Annotated in this window: 13 protein-coding genes; 8 read left to right on the plus strand and 5 right to left on the minus strand. The window is 59.7% G+C overall.

Annotation, left to right across the window (positions count from 1 at the left end; translation table 11 throughout):
• Positions 1 to 226 precede the first annotated feature (226 nt).
• Positions 227 to 757 (plus strand): hypothetical protein, encoded by a 531-nt coding sequence (locus tag AF337_RS43210; RefSeq protein ID WP_049732091.1) that lies wholly within the window; start codon positions 227 to 229, stop codon positions 755 to 757.
• Between the two features lie 145 nt (positions 758 to 902).
• Here AF337_RS43210 and AF337_RS10165 read toward each other — a convergent pair whose 3' ends face one another.
• Positions 903 to 1334 (minus strand): DoxX family protein, encoded by a 432-nt coding sequence (locus tag AF337_RS10165; RefSeq protein WP_049732092.1) that lies wholly within the window; start codon positions 1332 to 1334, stop codon positions 903 to 905.
• Positions 1335 to 1466: 132 nt separating this feature from the next.
• On the opposite strand from AF337_RS10165, the gene AF337_RS10170 reads away from it, so the two are divergent.
• On the plus strand, positions 1467 to 2399 hold the full coding sequence (locus AF337_RS10170; protein WP_049732093.1) for a LysR family transcriptional regulator: 933 nt from the start codon (positions 1467 to 1469) through the stop codon (positions 2397 to 2399).
• A 26-nt stretch (positions 2400 to 2425) separates the two neighbouring features.
• Here the strand turns inward: AF337_RS10170 and AF337_RS10175 are convergent, their stop codons facing one another.
• Complete coding sequence (locus AF337_RS10175; RefSeq protein ID WP_049732094.1) at positions 2426 to 4603, minus strand: putative bifunctional diguanylate cyclase/phosphodiesterase; 2178 nt, start codon at positions 4601 to 4603, stop codon at positions 2426 to 2428.
• A 900-nt stretch (positions 4604 to 5503) separates the two neighbouring features.
• On the opposite strand from AF337_RS10175, the gene AF337_RS10180 reads away from it, so the two are divergent.
• The 5 genes from AF337_RS10180 to AF337_RS10200 all read left to right on the plus strand — a co-directional run bounded on the left by AF337_RS10180 (position 5504) and on the right by AF337_RS10200 (position 11603).
• Complete coding sequence (locus tag AF337_RS10180; RefSeq protein WP_049732095.1) at positions 5504 to 7615, plus strand: putative bifunctional diguanylate cyclase/phosphodiesterase; 2112 nt, start codon at positions 5504 to 5506, stop codon at positions 7613 to 7615.
• A gap of 52 nt (positions 7616 to 7667) precedes the next feature.
• Positions 7668 to 8933: an ABC transporter substrate-binding protein gene (locus AF337_RS10185; RefSeq protein ID WP_049732096.1), complete on the plus strand. Its 1266-nt coding sequence runs from the start codon at positions 7668 to 7670 to the stop codon at positions 8931 to 8933.
• 201 nt (positions 8934 to 9134) lie between these two features.
• Positions 9135 to 10490, plus strand: coding sequence for a TadE/TadG family type IV pilus assembly protein (locus AF337_RS10190; protein WP_425287885.1), 1356 nt, complete (start codon positions 9135 to 9137; stop codon positions 10488 to 10490).
• Positions 10487 to 11017 (plus strand): TadE/TadG family type IV pilus assembly protein, encoded by a 531-nt coding sequence (locus AF337_RS10195; protein WP_049732097.1) that lies wholly within the window; start codon positions 10487 to 10489, stop codon positions 11015 to 11017. Before AF337_RS10190 ends, AF337_RS10195 begins: the two co-directional genes overlap by 4 nt.
• 1 nt (position 11018) lies before the next feature.
• Positions 11019 to 11603 carry a TadE/TadG family type IV pilus assembly protein gene (locus tag AF337_RS10200; protein WP_049732098.1) on the plus strand — a complete coding sequence of 195 codons (585 nt, stop codon included), beginning with the start codon at positions 11019 to 11021 and terminating at the stop codon, positions 11601 to 11603.
• An 80-nt stretch (positions 11604 to 11683) separates the two neighbouring features.
• On the opposite strand, the gene AF337_RS10205 is transcribed toward AF337_RS10200, so the two are convergent.
• Positions 11684 to 12538, minus strand: coding sequence for a hypothetical protein (locus tag AF337_RS10205; protein WP_049732157.1), 855 nt, complete (start codon positions 12536 to 12538; stop codon positions 11684 to 11686).
• A 98-nt stretch (positions 12539 to 12636) separates the two neighbouring features.
• Entirely contained in the window at positions 12637 to 13689 is a 1053-nt protein-coding gene (locus tag AF337_RS10210; RefSeq protein ID WP_193393594.1) for a proline racemase family protein, read from the minus strand.
• Positions 13690 to 13912: 223 nt separating this feature from the next.
• Here AF337_RS10210 and AF337_RS10215 point away from each other — a divergent pair, with 223 nt between their 5' ends.
• The gene (locus tag AF337_RS10215) at positions 13913 to 14914 is read left to right on the plus strand and encodes an Ldh family oxidoreductase (protein WP_049732100.1); all 1002 of its coding nucleotides are present in this window, start codon (positions 13913 to 13915) and stop codon (positions 14912 to 14914) included.
• A 27-nt stretch (positions 14915 to 14941) separates the two neighbouring features.
• Here the strand turns inward: AF337_RS10215 and AF337_RS10220 are convergent, their stop codons facing one another.
• Complete coding sequence (locus tag AF337_RS10220) at positions 14942 to 15619, minus strand: GntR family transcriptional regulator (protein ID WP_049732101.1); 678 nt, start codon at positions 15617 to 15619, stop codon at positions 14942 to 14944.
• Positions 15620 to 15986 lie beyond the last annotated feature (367 nt).

The raw sequence follows: 15986 nt of genomic DNA on the forward strand, positions 1-15986 counted from the left end.
GGACACGTCTGATCGGCCCCTGCCGTCATGTGCTCAAATGCCGCTTTGCCGCGGTTCTTGTTGCGCCAGTCTTCTGCTGACGCTGTCAGAGTAGGTTCATCCGTTGCCGCATGGCCAACACAACTCGCTTCTGCCGCCATAGCGAATCTTTATAGCGGGGAAGGTTTCAGAACACGGCGATATCAGCCTGCCAACCCGCGCTCGCGACGTCGCGGCTGATATTCCCATGCTGCCAAAGGCAATGGGTGTCGATGTGAAATCATGCAAGGAGTTTGCGGCTTGCCCTTCGTTCAGATTCAATGGCGCCGAGATCATCGCCGGGAAGCGCCCCATTCTCGGCACTGGGAAAGCCGATGTCCTCGGCGTTCAGACGAGGATCGTCACCCCGAATGACACGGTTGCGATCCTACGCGCCCGTCGACAAGGAGCAGGCTTGCAGCTCTCCGCTCAGCCTATCGAGTTCGTTCAAAACATTTCGGATCCGGGCGCGCGCCTGGAGCATCTGTTCCATTTCCGGATTGCCGGACGGTTCGCCCGCGACCTCCAGGTCGGGAGTGTCTATCGCAGTGTTGGAGACCGGGTTTGGAAAGAGGATGATTTCAGCCATTTGCATTCTTTGTTTGGTTGTTTTGGCGGACAGGAAACGCTCATGTCTCCAGCTCCGACGGCTAAGGGGATGCGGCGCGTTTCATTGCCGATCGACCGGAACATCCTCGCTCTTCATGTCAGCGAGTTGCGTGTGTTCGCCAGGTCATAAACGCCGCGCCAGCCTTAACAAATCCCTACTTTCGCCTTCGTGGCAGTCTCACGTTGGGGCTTTGCTGCGCCAATTGGACAAGCCTGCGACAATCGGATACCACAACCATGAATTGCCGCAACAGCCAGGCGATCACTCGGCATCGCTACCCGCGCCGCGCGATAGGCGCCCTCTTGCCGCGACCCCAGAAGATGAATGCTGAAAGCGCAAGCAGGATGACGTTGAGCGGCAAGGCCGGCGCTTCGCCGCGGGAGAGATGAAAGATCATCGCAGCGATCTGCAGCAGCACGCAGCCAAGCGCCGCAAGCACGGTCAGACGCGGCTGGATCCGGGTCAAGGCCGGCAGCAGGACGCCCACTCCGCCGGCAAAATCGATAATCCCCATCAGACGCAGGAACCATGCAGGAACCTGGCCAGGCCAAACCCACATCGCCGCCAGTTGATCGACCGGCATGAAGAATTTCATGCAGCCGAACAAAGTGAAAGCGGCAAAGGTCAGCACCTGCGCGGCCCATAACCCGATCCGGAGCAATTTTCCCGCAGGCGGTGCAGAAGAAACGGTGGTGATGTTGGACATTCGAACCTCTCTTGAACAATGGCGGCGCGCCGAACCGACTTGCGATCGCGACCGAGCCACACAGATAAAGCTGGAGGCTCATCGCGAAAACCGGTATATTTTCGAAGAAATTTATCGTTTGGATCGATGAGAATGCAGCCCCACCCGACATTGGATCAGCTTCAAGTATTTCTGACCGTGGTGGAGAAAGGCAGTTTTTCAGCCGCCTCCCGCGCCCTCAACCGAACGCAGTCGGTCGTCAGCTATACGATCGCCAATCTCGAAGCTCAGCTCAGGGTGGCGCTTTTCAGCCGCTCCGGCACCAAGCGGCCGCAACTGACTGAAGCCGGCAGGTCGGTGCTCGAGGATGCCCGCCGGCTGCTGGGCGATCTCGACCTGATGCGGGCGCGCGTCCAGGCCTTGAGCGACGGGCTGGAGGCCGAACTCAATGTGGCGATGAGCGCTTTCGTGCCGTCGGACATCGTCGTCGACACCCTGCGTGCCTTCCGCAGTCACTATCCCACAGTTTCGCTGAATGTGACGGTTGGCACACTGGGGATGGTCATGGATGCGGTTATCAATGGCAGGGCCGTCGTCGGCTTTGGCGGCGCCATGGCGACAAGGAACGATCAGATCGTTTTCGAACGGATCGGCCAGGCGGCGATGATCCCTGTCGCCGCCCCCGATCATCCGCTTGGAAAGTTGCGCCGGCCGATGACCCTCGCCGATGTGCGGGACGAAACCCAGCTCGTCGTCTACGACGCTTCGGGCTTGACGAAGGGACGCGATTTCAACGTGTTTTCGCTGAAGACCTGGCGGGTCAGCGACAATGCGACAAAACATCTCTATATCCGCGGCGCATTGGGCTGGGGCGGGCTTCCGGCATCCCTGGCCAGGGATGATCTCGCCGATGGCCGCCTCGTCCACCTACAGTTTCCGGCCTTCGACCAAAGCGAGTACCCGATCCATGTGATCCGCAACGTCGCAAACCCGCCGGGACCGGCGGCGAGATGGTTGACTGCGAAACTCAAGGCCAGGCTTTCAGGCACAGACAAAGCCGCGGGAGATCAAAAGGACGTACACTGAACGAGTTGCACCCGGTCAATGCCTTCTTAGGATGGAATTGACCCGCAAACCCGCTCGCTTGGATTGGCGCCACCAGCCGGAGAACGCAGCCACAGGGCGATGATATCAGCCTTGGGCACGGCTTTGCTGTAAAGAAACCCCTGCGCCGAGCCGCATCCGTTTGCCGCCAGGAAAGCTGCCTGCTCGGCGGTTTCGACGCCCTCTGCCACCACACTCTGCCCGAGACAGCGCGCGATGGAGAGGATCGCCTTCACCAGTTCCTCGTTCCGTCTGTCGGTGCTGTTGATGAACGACCGGTCGATCTTCAGCGTGTCGATCGGAAAGCGCGCCAGATAGTTCAGTGCCGAATAGCCGGTGCCGAAATCGTCGATGGCGATCGAAAATCCCATGCTTCGGAGTTCGGAGAGCGCCTGTAGCGTTTCGTCCTTCTGATCGAGCAGAAGGCTTTCGGTTATTTCGATTTCGACCCATTCCGCGCGGCAACCGGTCTCGCCGAGAATTTCGACGATCGACCTCACCAGTCCGGCGGATTGGAATTGTTTGACCGACAGGTTGACCGCCACCTTGTGCGGTGTCTGGCCATCGGCGTTCAATTCGGCCGCCGTCTGGCACGCCTCGCGCAGCACCCATCGCCCGAGTTCCACGATCAGCCCGGTGTCTTCCGCAACCGGAATGAAACGGGTGGGAGGAATCATGCCCATTTCGGGGTGGCGCCATCTCAGCAAGGCTTCGCAGCCGACCATTGCGCCGCTGTCCAGAAGCACCTTCGGCTGGTAATGCAGCTCCAGTTCGCCGCGCTCGATCGCACGGCGCAATTCCGATTCCAGCCGCATCCGCTCTTCGGCATTTGCCGTCAGATCCTTCGAGTAGAAGCGAAAACTGTTTCGCCCGGAGCGCTTGGCGAGATACATCGCCGAGTCGGCGTATTTCACAAGGTCGTTGGCATCGGCGCTGTCATTGGGATAGAGCGCGATGCCGACGCTGCAAGAAATGAAGACCTCCTGGCCATCCAGCAGGAAGCGTTCCCTGAACTTATCGAGGATATTGTTGGCAATCCGGCCGAGATCGTCGCCTTGGCTGATATCCGGCAACAGGATCGCGAATTCGTCGCCGCCGAGACGGGCGACGGTGTCATAATCGCGCACGCTCGCATTGAGACGGGCGGCCGCCTGGCAGAGCAAATCATCGCCGACGGGGTGGCCCATCGTATCGTTGACCACCTTGAAATGGTCGATGTCGATCAGCATTAAGCCGGCCCGCTGGCCTCGCGATCCGGCCGAGGTGATCATCTGCCGCAGCCGATCGTTGAACAGCGACCGGTTGGGCAACGAGGTCAACGGATCGTAAAAGGCCATCTGGTGGATTTTCTGGCGCGAGACGTTCAACTCGGTCACATCTCGCGCTACGCCGAGAACCCCGACGATGTCTCCCCCTGCATCGATAATCGGCACCTTGCGTGTTTCAAGAAGAACAGATTGGCCCTTCTCCTTGGAAACGACCCATTCCTCGTCACTGATAATGCACTTTCCCGCCTCGACCGCCGCCTTGTCCGAGTCCCGGAAGTACCGGGCCCTGTCAATATCGAACAGCTCGAAATCCGTTTTTCCGACGACGTCCGCTTCGGCCAATCCGGTCAGCCGTTCGAAGGCGTGGTTGCACATCACATGGACTCCGTCCATGTCCTTGACCCAGACCATATCGGGCATGGTCTGAAGCACGCTCAGCAACTGCATTCGCATGAGGTTGATGGCGTCTTCGGCTTGTTTTCGCTCGGTAATGTCCCGCGAGAACGCCAGGAGCGTGGTGGCCGCCCCCGGATCGGCGCTCGGCCGCTTGGCTATCGATAGCTCGAACCATCGCGTCTCACCATTGGGCAGGGAAATGCAAATGCATCGGCCGTAGGCAGCTCCCTCTCTGCCGGCCTCGTGCAGAGCCTCCATCGCGATGGTCGCCTGGTCCGGCGCTAGAACGTCGTTGATCGTCCTGCCGAGCAGCATCTCCTTCTGCTGGGCCAGCAGTTCGGGGTTTCTTGTCCAGACCTGAAGATAACGGCCGCCCTCGTCCACCTCGAAAAGAACATCCGGTATGGCGGCGATGATCCCCTCGGCGAATTCAAGCGCCTTCCTGAGCTCGCGCTCCGCCTGCTTGTGTTCGCTAATATCGACGACAGCGGCCGGCTGCGAAAGCGATTGGGACAACGTCATGACGGATCTCCTCACCATGGACATCAACCGAATGCATCATCCATCCAATCGAGAATTTTCTCGGAAAGGCCGCCCAAGTCATTTGAGGCGAAAACAGCGATCCGAAGATATCGCCGCAATGGCATCGGTCCGCGAGGACCGAGCACTTCGGCTTCGACCTGAATATGCGGAGACAAAATTTAAGAGATTGCTGCCGTCTCCGGTGCCGCCGTCACTTTCGACGCGCGATACGGATCGAGCTGCGCAATATGGATATCCACCATTCTCACAATCCGCTCCCGGCTGCCGTCGCCTCGCCAGCGTTGCGGAAATGAGCCAGCTGAGGAGGTCGCACGATCAGATCGGCCCACAAACGCGCCTCCGTTATCCAAAATCCGAACCCACTGGCCAAATCACGACGCTTTCGCGCCGGCTTCCATGCAAGGAACTGGTTTCGTTGCGTTTTCATAAAAGTGTTTACGCTTCTGAAACCAGACCATCGACAAATTTGGGTCACCGAATGAGGTGCTGCTTGTACTTCTCCGCCATGATGACGGGTTCAGAGACGAGCCAGAAATCCACGCTTTCATCAATCGAGGTGGCGTGCGTTCAGAGGTGGAAATGTTCGATAATTCTCATGCGCATGACAGCCGTTATCCCAAGGGCAGCGCCTACAGCATTCCCGTCTGGAACTGTTGACGCGTCCAAATTCGTTCGCTGAAAGCCTCCGGCCTTGGTGTCACACCGGCGCCGATAACGGCAGCGGTCCGGAGAGCGCACATCAGCGACGTGCAGCCTACTCTCCGGCGGTCGATGCGCGGACCGCGGCCATGATGGCCAATCTCTAGATAGTGATCGTGACGCAACCTCCGCCCGCCGGAGGCTGCTTGGCCGGCTTTTATTTTTCCTGATGGAGCGCGAATGGTGGTGGGATCGGATTTGGAAAACGGGGTGATGCCATCAGGCGAATCCCATTCCTCCGTGGCGAAATATATCCGCTCCATCGGGCGGCATTACGTCATCGCCGTCGTCGTCATGACGGTTCTGATCGGGGCAACCTTTCTGACGGTCAAGGTAGCGCTCGATCGCCATTCCCTGCAGCAAAACATCAGCTATCTGATCGGACGCCAGTTCATTCGTTTCCAGCAGCTTGCCAATCAGACGCGAGCGATCATGCGCGCTTCGGCCGATCCGAATATGCCGGAATATATCGTCAGGCCGATGGTCGAGGACGTTCAAAAAGCGATCGACGATATCCGCGCGATGAGCGCACAGTTGAACGCGTTGAATATCGCGGTGGACGCAAATCTTCTCGAACGGCTGAACGGCCGGGATGCGGCATCTGAAAAATTGCGCGTGGAACTCGACGGGCGGCTGGAGGATTTCCTTGGAAGGGCTGAACGCGTCGTGTCCGCGAAATTGCTGGATCGGCGGGAGCGATACAGCTTCTGGGGACCGATCGACTTCGCTGTTTCATCCGACAGCATGCTGATGCGTCAGTTCGGCGCCTTGATCGAGAGTGCGCATGACCGGAGCGATATGAGCATCGATCATACCCGCCTGATCAGCGCGGTGCTCCTCACCCTGACCGCAGCCACGCTCATCCTGGCCACTCTCATTCTTTTCATACCGCTCCTCGTCAAGCTGCGCACCGAGCATCGGCGAACCCTCGATTTCGAGATCAAGCTGACGCATCTGGCCCATACCGACACGCTGACGGGCCTCGGCAACCGATCGTCGTTCAATGAGGCGCTGAACGGGCTGTTTGCTTCCCTTGAGCGGACGGGAGCGGGCTTTTCGATGCTGCTGGTCGATCTCGACCACTTCAAGGCCACCAACGACAGTTTTGGCCATCCGGCAGGCGACGCGGTTCTCAGTCACGTCGCCAGTGCTTTACAGAAGACTTTTCGCGCCGGCGACATGGTTGCGCGGCTTGGCGGTGACGAATTTGCTGCTCTGCTTCCCGGCATTTCGGATGCGGCAACGCTTGAGGGAATTGCCGAGCGCGCAGTCGCCGCCATTGCAACGGAATGTCATTTCGAAGGCCGGTTGCTGCCGGTTTCGGCCAGCCTCGGCGGCGCGCTCGTGCCAGGCCATGCGTCGGACGAGGCGACACTTATGCGCATTGCAGATCTGGCGCTTTACGCCGCCAAGGCCAAGCGAAACACCGCCGTCATTTTCGATGAAGCATCCTTCGCCCAGCGTCTGGAGCAGAACCGGCTTGCAGCAGCTCTCGCCGTCGCCGCAGACCGTGACGAGTTCGTCGTCTATTACCAGCAGAAGGTCAATCTGCAGAGCGGCGAGCATCTCGGCTTCGAGGCGCTGGTGCGCTGGCGCCATCCCCAACTCGGCATTCTGCCGCCCGGCCGCTTCCTGCCGCTCATGGAAGGCCATCTCATCCAAAGCATGACGCGCTGTATCGTCAATACGGTCGCTCGCGATCTCAAGACATGGAAGGCAGCCGGGCTCAAGGCCGGGTCGGTTGCCATCAATCTGCCGGAAGCCCTGCTGGTCGGGGACGATGGTTACACCGTCATCGCTGCAGCGGTGGAAGCGACCCGCCTCGACTGGCTCGACTTTGCCATCGAAGTCACGGAAGACGTCTTCCTCAATCGCGGCGCCAATCAGATCGCGGAGACCATTTCTCGTTTCCGCAAGCATGGAGTGTCGGTCTCGCTCGACGATTTCGGCACCGGCTTTGCGTCGCTCGTGCACCTGCGCGACTTTCCCTTCGACGAACTCAAGATCGACCGCAGCTTCGTCGCCGACATCGGCAAGGATGTTCGCTCGGAGCAGATCATCCGGGCGATCATCGACCTGGCCCGCAACCTCGGCAAAAGGTGTGTTGCCGAAGGCATTGAGGACGAGGTCCAGCGTCATTTCCTTTTGAATGCCGGTTGTGAGATCGGCCAAGGTTATCTGTTCGCCAAGCCGGAACCGGCTGACGCGGCGGTCGAACGATTGGCACGCCGGCCGGCGCCAAGCAGGTTATCACGGCGACCACGCACCATGCGGGCTGAAACTGTCTCCTGAGCAAGGCGCGCACGGACGGTGCGGCAGGGTTCAATAAAAAGAGGGCAAGCGAATGAAACGGGGAATCTTTCGGGTGTGGTTTGTTGCGGCTTTGGCGGCCGCAGCTCCCGCGGGACAGGCTGCGGCGGGGCAGGCTGCCGAGGGGCAGGATCTAGCGGTTGACGTCGTGCATTTCTGGGTATCGAAAAGCGAAGCTGCGGCGCTCGATGTTTTCCGCAGGGCCTGGGCAGCAGCCGGCAACCAGTGGGTCGACATGCCGGCAGAAAACAAGGTCGCCGTCCAGCGGGTCGTGAGCGATCGCATCGCCAACGGATATGCACCGGCAGTGATGCAGTGGAATGCAAACGAGGGATCGCGCGAACTGCCGGAAATGGGCATCGTGCGGGATATAGATGACGTCGCACAGGCGGATCATTGGCAGGGCGTCATTCCGGCCACAGTTCTCGACCGGATTTCCTACAAGGGAAAGGTCTATTTCGCGCCGACCAATATCCATGCGGAAAACTGGCTCTGGACAAGCAAGGCGGCACTGGCAGACGCCGGCGTGAAGACGCCGCAGTCCTGGGACGAACTCTTCGATGCGGCTGAAAAAATCAAGGCGACGGGACGTCTGCCGGTCGCGCTCGGCGGCACGCGGTGGGAAGTGTCACTCATCTTCAACGACATCATCTATCACAAGTTCGGGCCAGAGGGTTACGCCCGTCTGATGAGCGGCGATGCCGCCCTGGTGCAGGACCCGCGCATGATCGAAGCTCTGGAACTGTTGTTGCGCCTATCCAACTATGTGGAGCCGATCGAGCAGCGCAAGGACAAGACATGGGCCGATGCCACGGCGGCGGTGGGCCAGGGCAAGGCCGGCATGCAGTTCATGGGCGACTGGGCCAAGGGCGAACTTGTGGCGCGCGGCTACAGCGTCGACAAGGATTTCGATTGCAGCCTCGTTCCCGGCACGTCCATCGCCTATTTCATGGTGATCGATGCCTTTGCCTTTCCGCTGACCAATCGGGACGGCACGGCGGAAGCTCAGCAGGCCTTCGCACGCATGGTGCTCGACCGCGACAATCAGGTCGCCTTCAGCCGGATCAAGGGGTCCTTGCCGGTGCGCACCGATGTCGATCCGTCCGGGCTCGATCGTTGCGGCAAGCTTGGGCTGGAGATGATCAAGGCAAAGAAGGGTGAAGTCAGCGCCCAATCCCAGGCCATGCCGACCCAGATGTCGGAGGGCTGGATCGCCGTGGTGGGCGATTTCTTCAATAGCAGGAATATGTCTGCGCAAGAGGTTCAGAAACGTTTGCATGACTTGCTGATGCAGCGCTGAGGGCGCGGACATCGTGCCCGCTAGAGGCGTGATCGGCGCCGTGAAAGGCGGTGGGGCGGCGTTGCACGAATATCCATAATTCGCAAACATGTCCGATACACGCAGCAAACGACGCGCGGGAAACCCGTTTCCCGCCTGAACTTGCAAGTTTTAACAAAGGCTTAAGTTTCCAGGATACATCTTGCATTAGTATTTTTTGATGTGCTGCGCGGCGGTGGTTTTTTGAAGTCAGCTCTTTCATTTTCATTGGGTCGATATTTCCGCGCTCTTCGCGGCCTCGGAAGGGACAGAACCGGTAACGTCGCGATCGTCGTTGCCCTCACCCTGGTGCCGATGCTCGTCGCCGTCGGCGCAAGTTTTGACTATATTCGCAGCTACAATGTCCGGCAGAAAATGCAGAGCGACCTTGACGCCGCTCTGATCGCCGCGGTCAAGCAGATCAACAACACCGCGGATACCGACGCCCTCAAGGCGAAGGTTTCCGACTGGTTCCATGCGCAAGTGGAAAACAGCTACACGCTTGGCGAAATCGACATCGATACGACCAATCACAACATCACGGCGACGGCAAGCGGCACCGTGCCGACGACGTTCATGAAGATCGCCAATATCGACACCGTCCCCGTCAGTGTGGGTAGTGCCGTCAAGGGGCCGGCGACGTCCTATCTCAACGTCTATATCGTCATCGACAGATCGCCGTCGATGCTTCTGGCGGCTACGACTTCAGGTCAATCGACCATGTATTCCGGCATCGGCTGCCAGTTCGCCTGCCATACGGGTGATGCGCACACCGTCGGCAATAAGAAGTATGCCAACAACTATGAATATAGCACCGAGAAGAAGATAAAGCTGCGTGCCGATGTCGCCGGTGACGCCGTCCGAGAAGTGCTCGACATGATCGATGAATCCGACAGCAATCACGAACGGATCAAGGTCGGGCTATACAGCTTGGGTGATACGACCAAGGAAGTTCTCGCTCCAACCCTGGATACTTCAAACGCACGCAAACGCCTGTCAGATGACAGCTACGGTCTGACAAGCGCAACTTCGATGAACTATACCTATTTTGACGTCGCCTTAGCGGCACTACAGAACATAGTCGGCACGGGTGGTGATGGCACCTCTTCGGCAAATCCGCTCAAGCTGGTTCTCCTGCTGACAGACGGCGTTCAGTCACAGCGCGGATGGGTGGTTAAGAACTCAAGCAACTTGAAAAAGGTGGCGCCACTCAACCCGGACTGGTGCGGCTACGTCAAAAACAAGTCCGCCACCATGGCGGTTCTTTATACCGAATATCTGCCGATCACTACGGACTGGGGTTACAATGACACCGTCGGCTCAACCATGGCGAGCGCCAACTGGAAGAGCAACTGGGGCGGCACCATGCGGAGCGGCGTGTCGACCAGCATCACCAGGCGAGACTACATCCCCTATGCGCTGGCCGACTGTGCGTCGTCCAAGAGCCTGTTCCTGTCGGCCTCGTCGTCCACCGAGATCACGGAGGGCCTGTCGGCGCTCTTCACTCAATATCTCTCTTCCGTGCGGCTGACCCAATGAGACTGAGAAAACCGTGTGCGCCGCTGCGCCGCCTGATCGGCGACAATAAAGGAGCTGCTGCGATCGAATTTGCGATCCTGGCCCTGCCGCTCTTCATCATATTGTTCGGCATTATCGAAGTGTCGCTGATGTTTTTCGTGAACTCCGCGTTGGACGCTTCGGTGCACAAGATCTCCCGGATGATCCGCACCGGCGAGGTGGCATCCTCCAAGATCACATTGGCCAGTTTCAAAGCCAAGATATGCGAAGACATGCTTCTGTCGTTCGGCTGCTCCAGCGGTCTCGTCGTCAAGGTGAACGTGCTGTCCGACATGTCGTCCGCAGCCCACACCGATCCGATCGATAGCAGCGGCAAACTCGCCGTCACCGAGACTTATGATATCGGCAAGGGCAGCGACTACATCCTGGTTCAGGCGTTCATGCCATGGACGGCCGTCGTCAGTTTCTTCAACCTGTCGAGCGCCAAGCTTTCCGACGGCCGCTATCTCCTCGGATCCTCCGCTCTATTCCGCAACGAGCCTTTCTGACATGACCATGAAACGGAGCCTGTCCCTTTTCCGCTTCGCGCAGTCCGGCATCCGTCATCTTGTGCGCGACCGGTCGGCTGCTTCGGGCGTGGAGTTCGCACTCGTGCTGCCAATCCTGCTGATGCTGCTGTTCGGCACCGCCGATCTCGGCCATGCGCTGACGGTCAGCCGCAAGATAGACGAGATCGCCTCGTCCACGGGCGACATGATTGCCCAGCAGAGCTCCTGGACGAAGTCCGACGTCGCCAAGCTGCTTTCCGGCGCCAGCTTCATCCTGCAGCCATACGAAACCACCAAGCTGACGATCACGGTCGCGGTCAACGACGTCAATACGAGCGGCAGCGCGACCGTCAACTGGTCTGCCGCGCTCAACACCTCGGCGGTGAATTCCGGCACGGCGAGCGCAGTCGCAATCCCCGCCAAAATCCAGGAAAAAGGCGTGCAGGTGGTGCTGACCCGGGTGCAATACACATTGACGACGCCGGTCTCGGCGTTTTTCTCAAATTTCACCGGCCAGAACGGCTACAGTTTCGACCGCTATTTCTTCAACCGCCCGCGCGTGAGCGACACGATCACTTACAAGTAAGCCGAAGACGCCCGCCGGATCGCCAAACCATGCGCCCGAGGGAGGAGACAAGCAAAAGCCCCGGCGCGAGATTGGCCCATTCAGCCGCCGAGCCTGACAATGCCGTATGGATTGAACTTGAACTCGTCGACTTCGTAAGTGGAATTGAAGGAGAGGCTCGCCCGGCGTTCCTTCAGCGTCGGCTTGAGACCGCGCTCGGCGATCTCGTCGGCGACAGCATCGATGATCGCGACGATCTCCCGTTCGCTGCCGGCCGTGTCGGGCACATAGACATCCGGTAGTCCGACGAGATGGAAGCCGACGCTTTCGAGATACCCCCGTGCGGAGAGCGGCCGCTTTGCAAAGGCCAGCCGGCCGATCCGCTGCTGAGCCAGCCTGTCCGCGGCATTCTGCGCCTCAGTTCCCTGCCGGATCAGCTCTCGCCACCGATCGAGGCCATGCGCGATGCCGGCGCTTTCGCCCTTCACAGCAATAGCTCCCGCATCGATCACACATTCGACGAGGCGGAGTGCCAGCATCGAAACCTTCACCGTCTCTGCCTGCGCCATGCTCGGGCCGAGGATGTAGAGGACCGACTGATGATCGGCGACGGCTTTCTCGTCTGCCTGACCCCACGCATCGGGTTCGACCCGATCCCAGCAGACGTCGAATGACCGGCTCATGCGATCATCCGGCTCGGCCTGCGAATAATCATCGTCGATGCTGAATCCGGTGGCGAAGTCGGCGATCGCCTGCGATGCCGCCTCGGACAGATGGCTCAGGTCGCGATCCCGCCCTAGAAAACACAGGACATGCCTTGGTGTCACCGACGATGCCTCGGCCTCGGCCTGCAGCGTTTGCTCGCCGGAAGCAGGGCCGGGCTCCTTGGCTGATGACGACCTCCAGCCGAGCATGGCCCACAGGGCCCCCAACAGCGCCCGACGCATGAGATTCACGATCGATGCCTTTCGTTCGGTCAAATGTTTCGGCCTGCCTCAGCATTGTAAACATCCGAAATCCGAAACGAAAGACATCACCATCGCCAAGGCGATGCTCAGGCCCAGATATCCCCTGGCGTGAAACCTTCGGTGAAGGGATCGTCCTTGTCGAGAACGAGGGTATTCAGGCCGGAGATCCAGCTGGTGCCGGTCAGCGTCGGGACAACGGCGGATCTGTCGCCGATCCTGGCTTCTTCGACCAGCCTGCCGGTGTAGATATTGCCGAGGATACCCTGATGCCGGAAATCCTGATCGAGCGGCAATTCGCCCTTGGCATGCAGAACGGCCATCTTCGCGCAGGTGCCGGTGCCGCAGGGGCAGCGATCGAGCGCACCCGTCCAGGTGGCGGGATCGTCCCAGGAAAGATCGCCCGTGGCCATCGTCACCGTATTTTTCCAGTCGGCGTTCGGATCGTCCGTCGGCCCCGACAGCTGCGAGATCGTGATGCCGACGCCGGGATAGTGCGGATGGGCAACCGGCAACTGTTCGATGGCGGCCTGCCGGATCATCGCCGAAACACGCGCGATCTCCCGCCCATGTGCCGGGATCAGTTCAAGGCCTTTGAACTGCCCGACATCGGCGATGACATAGAACATACCGCCCCAGCCGACATCGACGGTGACCTTTCCAAGATGCGGCACGTCGATGACGGCATCCAGATGGGCGGCAAATGCCGGCACGTTTTTGAAGGTCACGCTCTTGACCTTGCCGTTGCTGCATTCCGCCTTGAGGCGGATCAGGCCAGCCGGCGCCTCGAGAACCAGTTCGGTGACCGGCTCCTTCATCGGCAGCATGCCCATTTCCAGGAGGACCGTCACCACCGAGACGGTGTTGCCGCCGGACATCATCGGATATTCGACCTGCTCCATGATGACATAGCCGGCATCGGCCTCCGGATGACAAGGCGGCACGATGATGTTGCAGCAATGGGCGGGATAGCCGCGCGGCTCGCGCAGCATCAGCTTGCGCAGCTGGTCGTCATTGGTCTCCAGCCATTTCATCTTCTCATAGACGGAATTGCCGGGAATATGCGGAACGCCACCCGTGATCACGCGCATCGGCGTGCCTGCGTGAGTATCGACCGCGTGGATCGTTCTTTTGAATCCCATGACCATTCTCCTCTGCGGCTCGGTCACGCCACTGGTGGAAATTTCGTATACGATATCATTTATGCGAATGCGCAGACTTGTCAATCACGAGAGTCATGTTTATGAACATAGATGTACATTTTTCGTAAGCGCCTTGCTGCGGCTGAAATCGCCTGCGGGGACAGCCGGGCCGAAGGCTCAACAGCATCCGGCGGCCAAGGAAACACGGGATTGGAGATTTGCGATGACGGATGAGGTTCTGCTCGATCGGACGGAAGCCGAGGCTTTGGCGATGCGAGCCTGCCTGGCGGCAGGTGCGGGGGAAACCAGTGCCCACTCCTTGGTGGACGCCACCTTATCAGCCGCGCTCTATGGGCCTGCCACACTCGGATTTCCGCATATGGTCGATTACCTCGACAGCTTCCGCGAGGGCCGCATCAACGGCGATCCCTCGCCGAGCTGCGAGCGCCCCTACCCCGCCTTCTTCATCGCCGATGCCGATCGGGGCATTGCACAGCTCGGCTTCGATGTTGCCTTCGAACAGTTGGTCGAGGCGGCGCACACCTTCGGCGTCGCGATCTTTACGCAGACCAACAGCTATACGGCCGGCGAACTCGGCTACTACATCCGCAGGCTTGCCGACGAAGGGATCGTCGGCCTCGCCGCCACCAATGCCAATGCCATGGTGGTCGCCAAAGCCGGTGGACCCGCCGTCTACAGCACCAACCCGATGGCCTTCGGCTTTCCGCTGGGGGAAGGCTCGCTGCCGCTCATCATCGACCAGGCATCGAGCGCGACGGCCTATGTCAATATCGTCGCCACCGCCGCCGAAGGGCGCGCCATCCCGGAGGGATGGGCCGTCGACGCAGCGGGTATCGACACCCAGGATGCGGCAAAAGCGCTTGCCGGCGCGCTGCTTCCTTTCGGCGGGCGCAAGGGCGCCAATGTGGCGCTGATGGTGGAAATGCTGTCGGCGGGTCTCTCCGGCGGCCCCTGGTCATTGGACACGCCGTCTTTCAGAGAGGGAAGCGCCAGCCCCGCAGTGGGCTTGACCGTCGTCGCGATGATGCCGGGGCGCACCGACGATGGCCTTGTCGAACGTGCCCGCCGCCAGGCAACCCGCCTTCAGGAGCACGGCGTCTTCGTGCCCGGTGTCACCGGCATCGAATATCCGAGGCCGGCATCGGAAAAGCTGAAAGTGCCGCGCGCCGTATTCGAGGCTGTCGTGACGATCGCAGGCGCCTGACGGTTCCCGCCATCGATGGGTTGACGCTCAGCGGGGCTTTTTTGCCGGAAGATGTTCGAGCAGCGATTGGCAGGCGCTCATGATATGCGCGTAGAGCAGCTCTGCCGCCTTTTCCTCATCGCGCGCGCGGCACGCTTCGAGGATCTGCCGATGTTCGCGATCCGCCGTCTGCTTGCCATGCGACAGTGTCAACTGCACCCTCAGATAACGTTCCAGCCGGTCATTGACGGAACGGATAGTCCTGACGAGAAATGGCCGCTGCGCATCCTCGTAGAGGCAGCTGTGGAATCGCCAGTTCAATTCCGACCAGCGCGCCACATCCGTTTCCTTGGCGAAGGCGTCGCAATAGGCAAGCGCCTTTTCAAAGGTCTCTTCCGTCATGTGCGGGATCGAGAGCTTGATGGCGTTCGTTTCCAGGATTGCGCGCACCTCGAAGATCTGGGCGATCTCAGGTTCGGAAACGCTGGTGACGATCGCGCCCTTGTTGCGGTGGAATTCCACCAGGCCTTCGGCCTCGAGCCGTTTGAGCGCCTCCCGCACGGGAATCTTGCTGACGTTGAACAGCCGGGCGACATCGTCCTGGCGGATCGGTTCGCCTTCATCCAGAGAACCGTCAGCAATGGAATCACGGATAAATTTCAAAATTATATCCGAGGCCGTCGGCGCCTTCCCGAGATTTGTCACCTGAGCGGTGTTGAAAGGCATTCCCCAAGCTCCTTGTTTACGGGACGAAGATCCCACTTGGGATATCGTAGACGATCTCATTCCTCAAGATCGATGAGCTTTTTCAGTAGGGCTTGTGCGCAGGTAATCTCCGGGTCCAGCCGCCGATTGCGTTCACCGACGAATTGCCGTGCGGGGCCGATGGGACCGCTCCTTTCGACGTCTATTTCAACACCATGTCGACAAATTCAAGCGGAAAAATTACATTGCCGACAGGCTGGTTCTGGCGCAATGGGGATCGGTGTCTGGAGAGGGGACTTAGTGTCTGATGAATCGGAAGTGAAACGCATCCGCGGATTTCATCCACTTCCGGCGCGAGAACGACACGACGGATGTTGCGCTGGGGGCG

Origin of the sequence: Rhizobium ecuadorense (assembly GCF_001187535.1) — a bacterium.
In the GTDB taxonomy this organism is placed as follows: Bacteria; Pseudomonadota; Alphaproteobacteria; order Rhizobiales; family Rhizobiaceae; genus Rhizobium; species Rhizobium ecuadorense.

Excerpts from the sequence above, each read along its gene's own strand:
- AF337_RS43210 (WP_049732091.1), top strand. The coding sequence starts at position 227 with ATGCTGCCAAAGGCAATGGGTGTCGATGTGAAATCATGCAAGGAGTTT.
- AF337_RS10165 (WP_049732092.1), bottom strand. The coding sequence starts at position 1,334 with ATGTCCAACATCACCACCGTTTCTTCTGCACCGCCTGCGGGAAAATTG.
- AF337_RS10170 (WP_049732093.1), top strand. The coding sequence starts at position 1,467 with ATGCAGCCCCACCCGACATTGGATCAGCTTCAAGTATTTCTGACCGTG.
- AF337_RS10175 (WP_049732094.1), bottom strand. The coding sequence starts at position 4,603 with ATGACGTTGTCCCAATCGCTTTCGCAGCCGGCCGCTGTCGTCGATATT.
- AF337_RS10180 (WP_049732095.1), top strand. The coding sequence starts at position 5,504 with ATGGTGGTGGGATCGGATTTGGAAAACGGGGTGATGCCATCAGGCGAA.
- AF337_RS10185 (WP_049732096.1), top strand. The coding sequence starts at position 7,668 with ATGAAACGGGGAATCTTTCGGGTGTGGTTTGTTGCGGCTTTGGCGGCC.
- AF337_RS10195 (WP_049732097.1), top strand. The coding sequence starts at position 10,487 with ATGAGACTGAGAAAACCGTGTGCGCCGCTGCGCCGCCTGATCGGCGAC.
- AF337_RS10200 (WP_049732098.1), top strand. The coding sequence starts at position 11,019 with ATGACCATGAAACGGAGCCTGTCCCTTTTCCGCTTCGCGCAGTCCGGC.
- AF337_RS10210 (WP_193393594.1), bottom strand. The coding sequence starts at position 13,689 with ATGGGATTCAAAAGAACGATCCACGCGGTCGATACTCACGCAGGCACG.
- AF337_RS10215 (WP_049732100.1), top strand. The coding sequence starts at position 13,913 with ATGACGGATGAGGTTCTGCTCGATCGGACGGAAGCCGAGGCTTTGGCG.
- AF337_RS10220 (WP_049732101.1), bottom strand. The coding sequence starts at position 15,619 with ATGCCTTTCAACACCGCTCAGGTGACAAATCTCGGGAAGGCGCCGACG.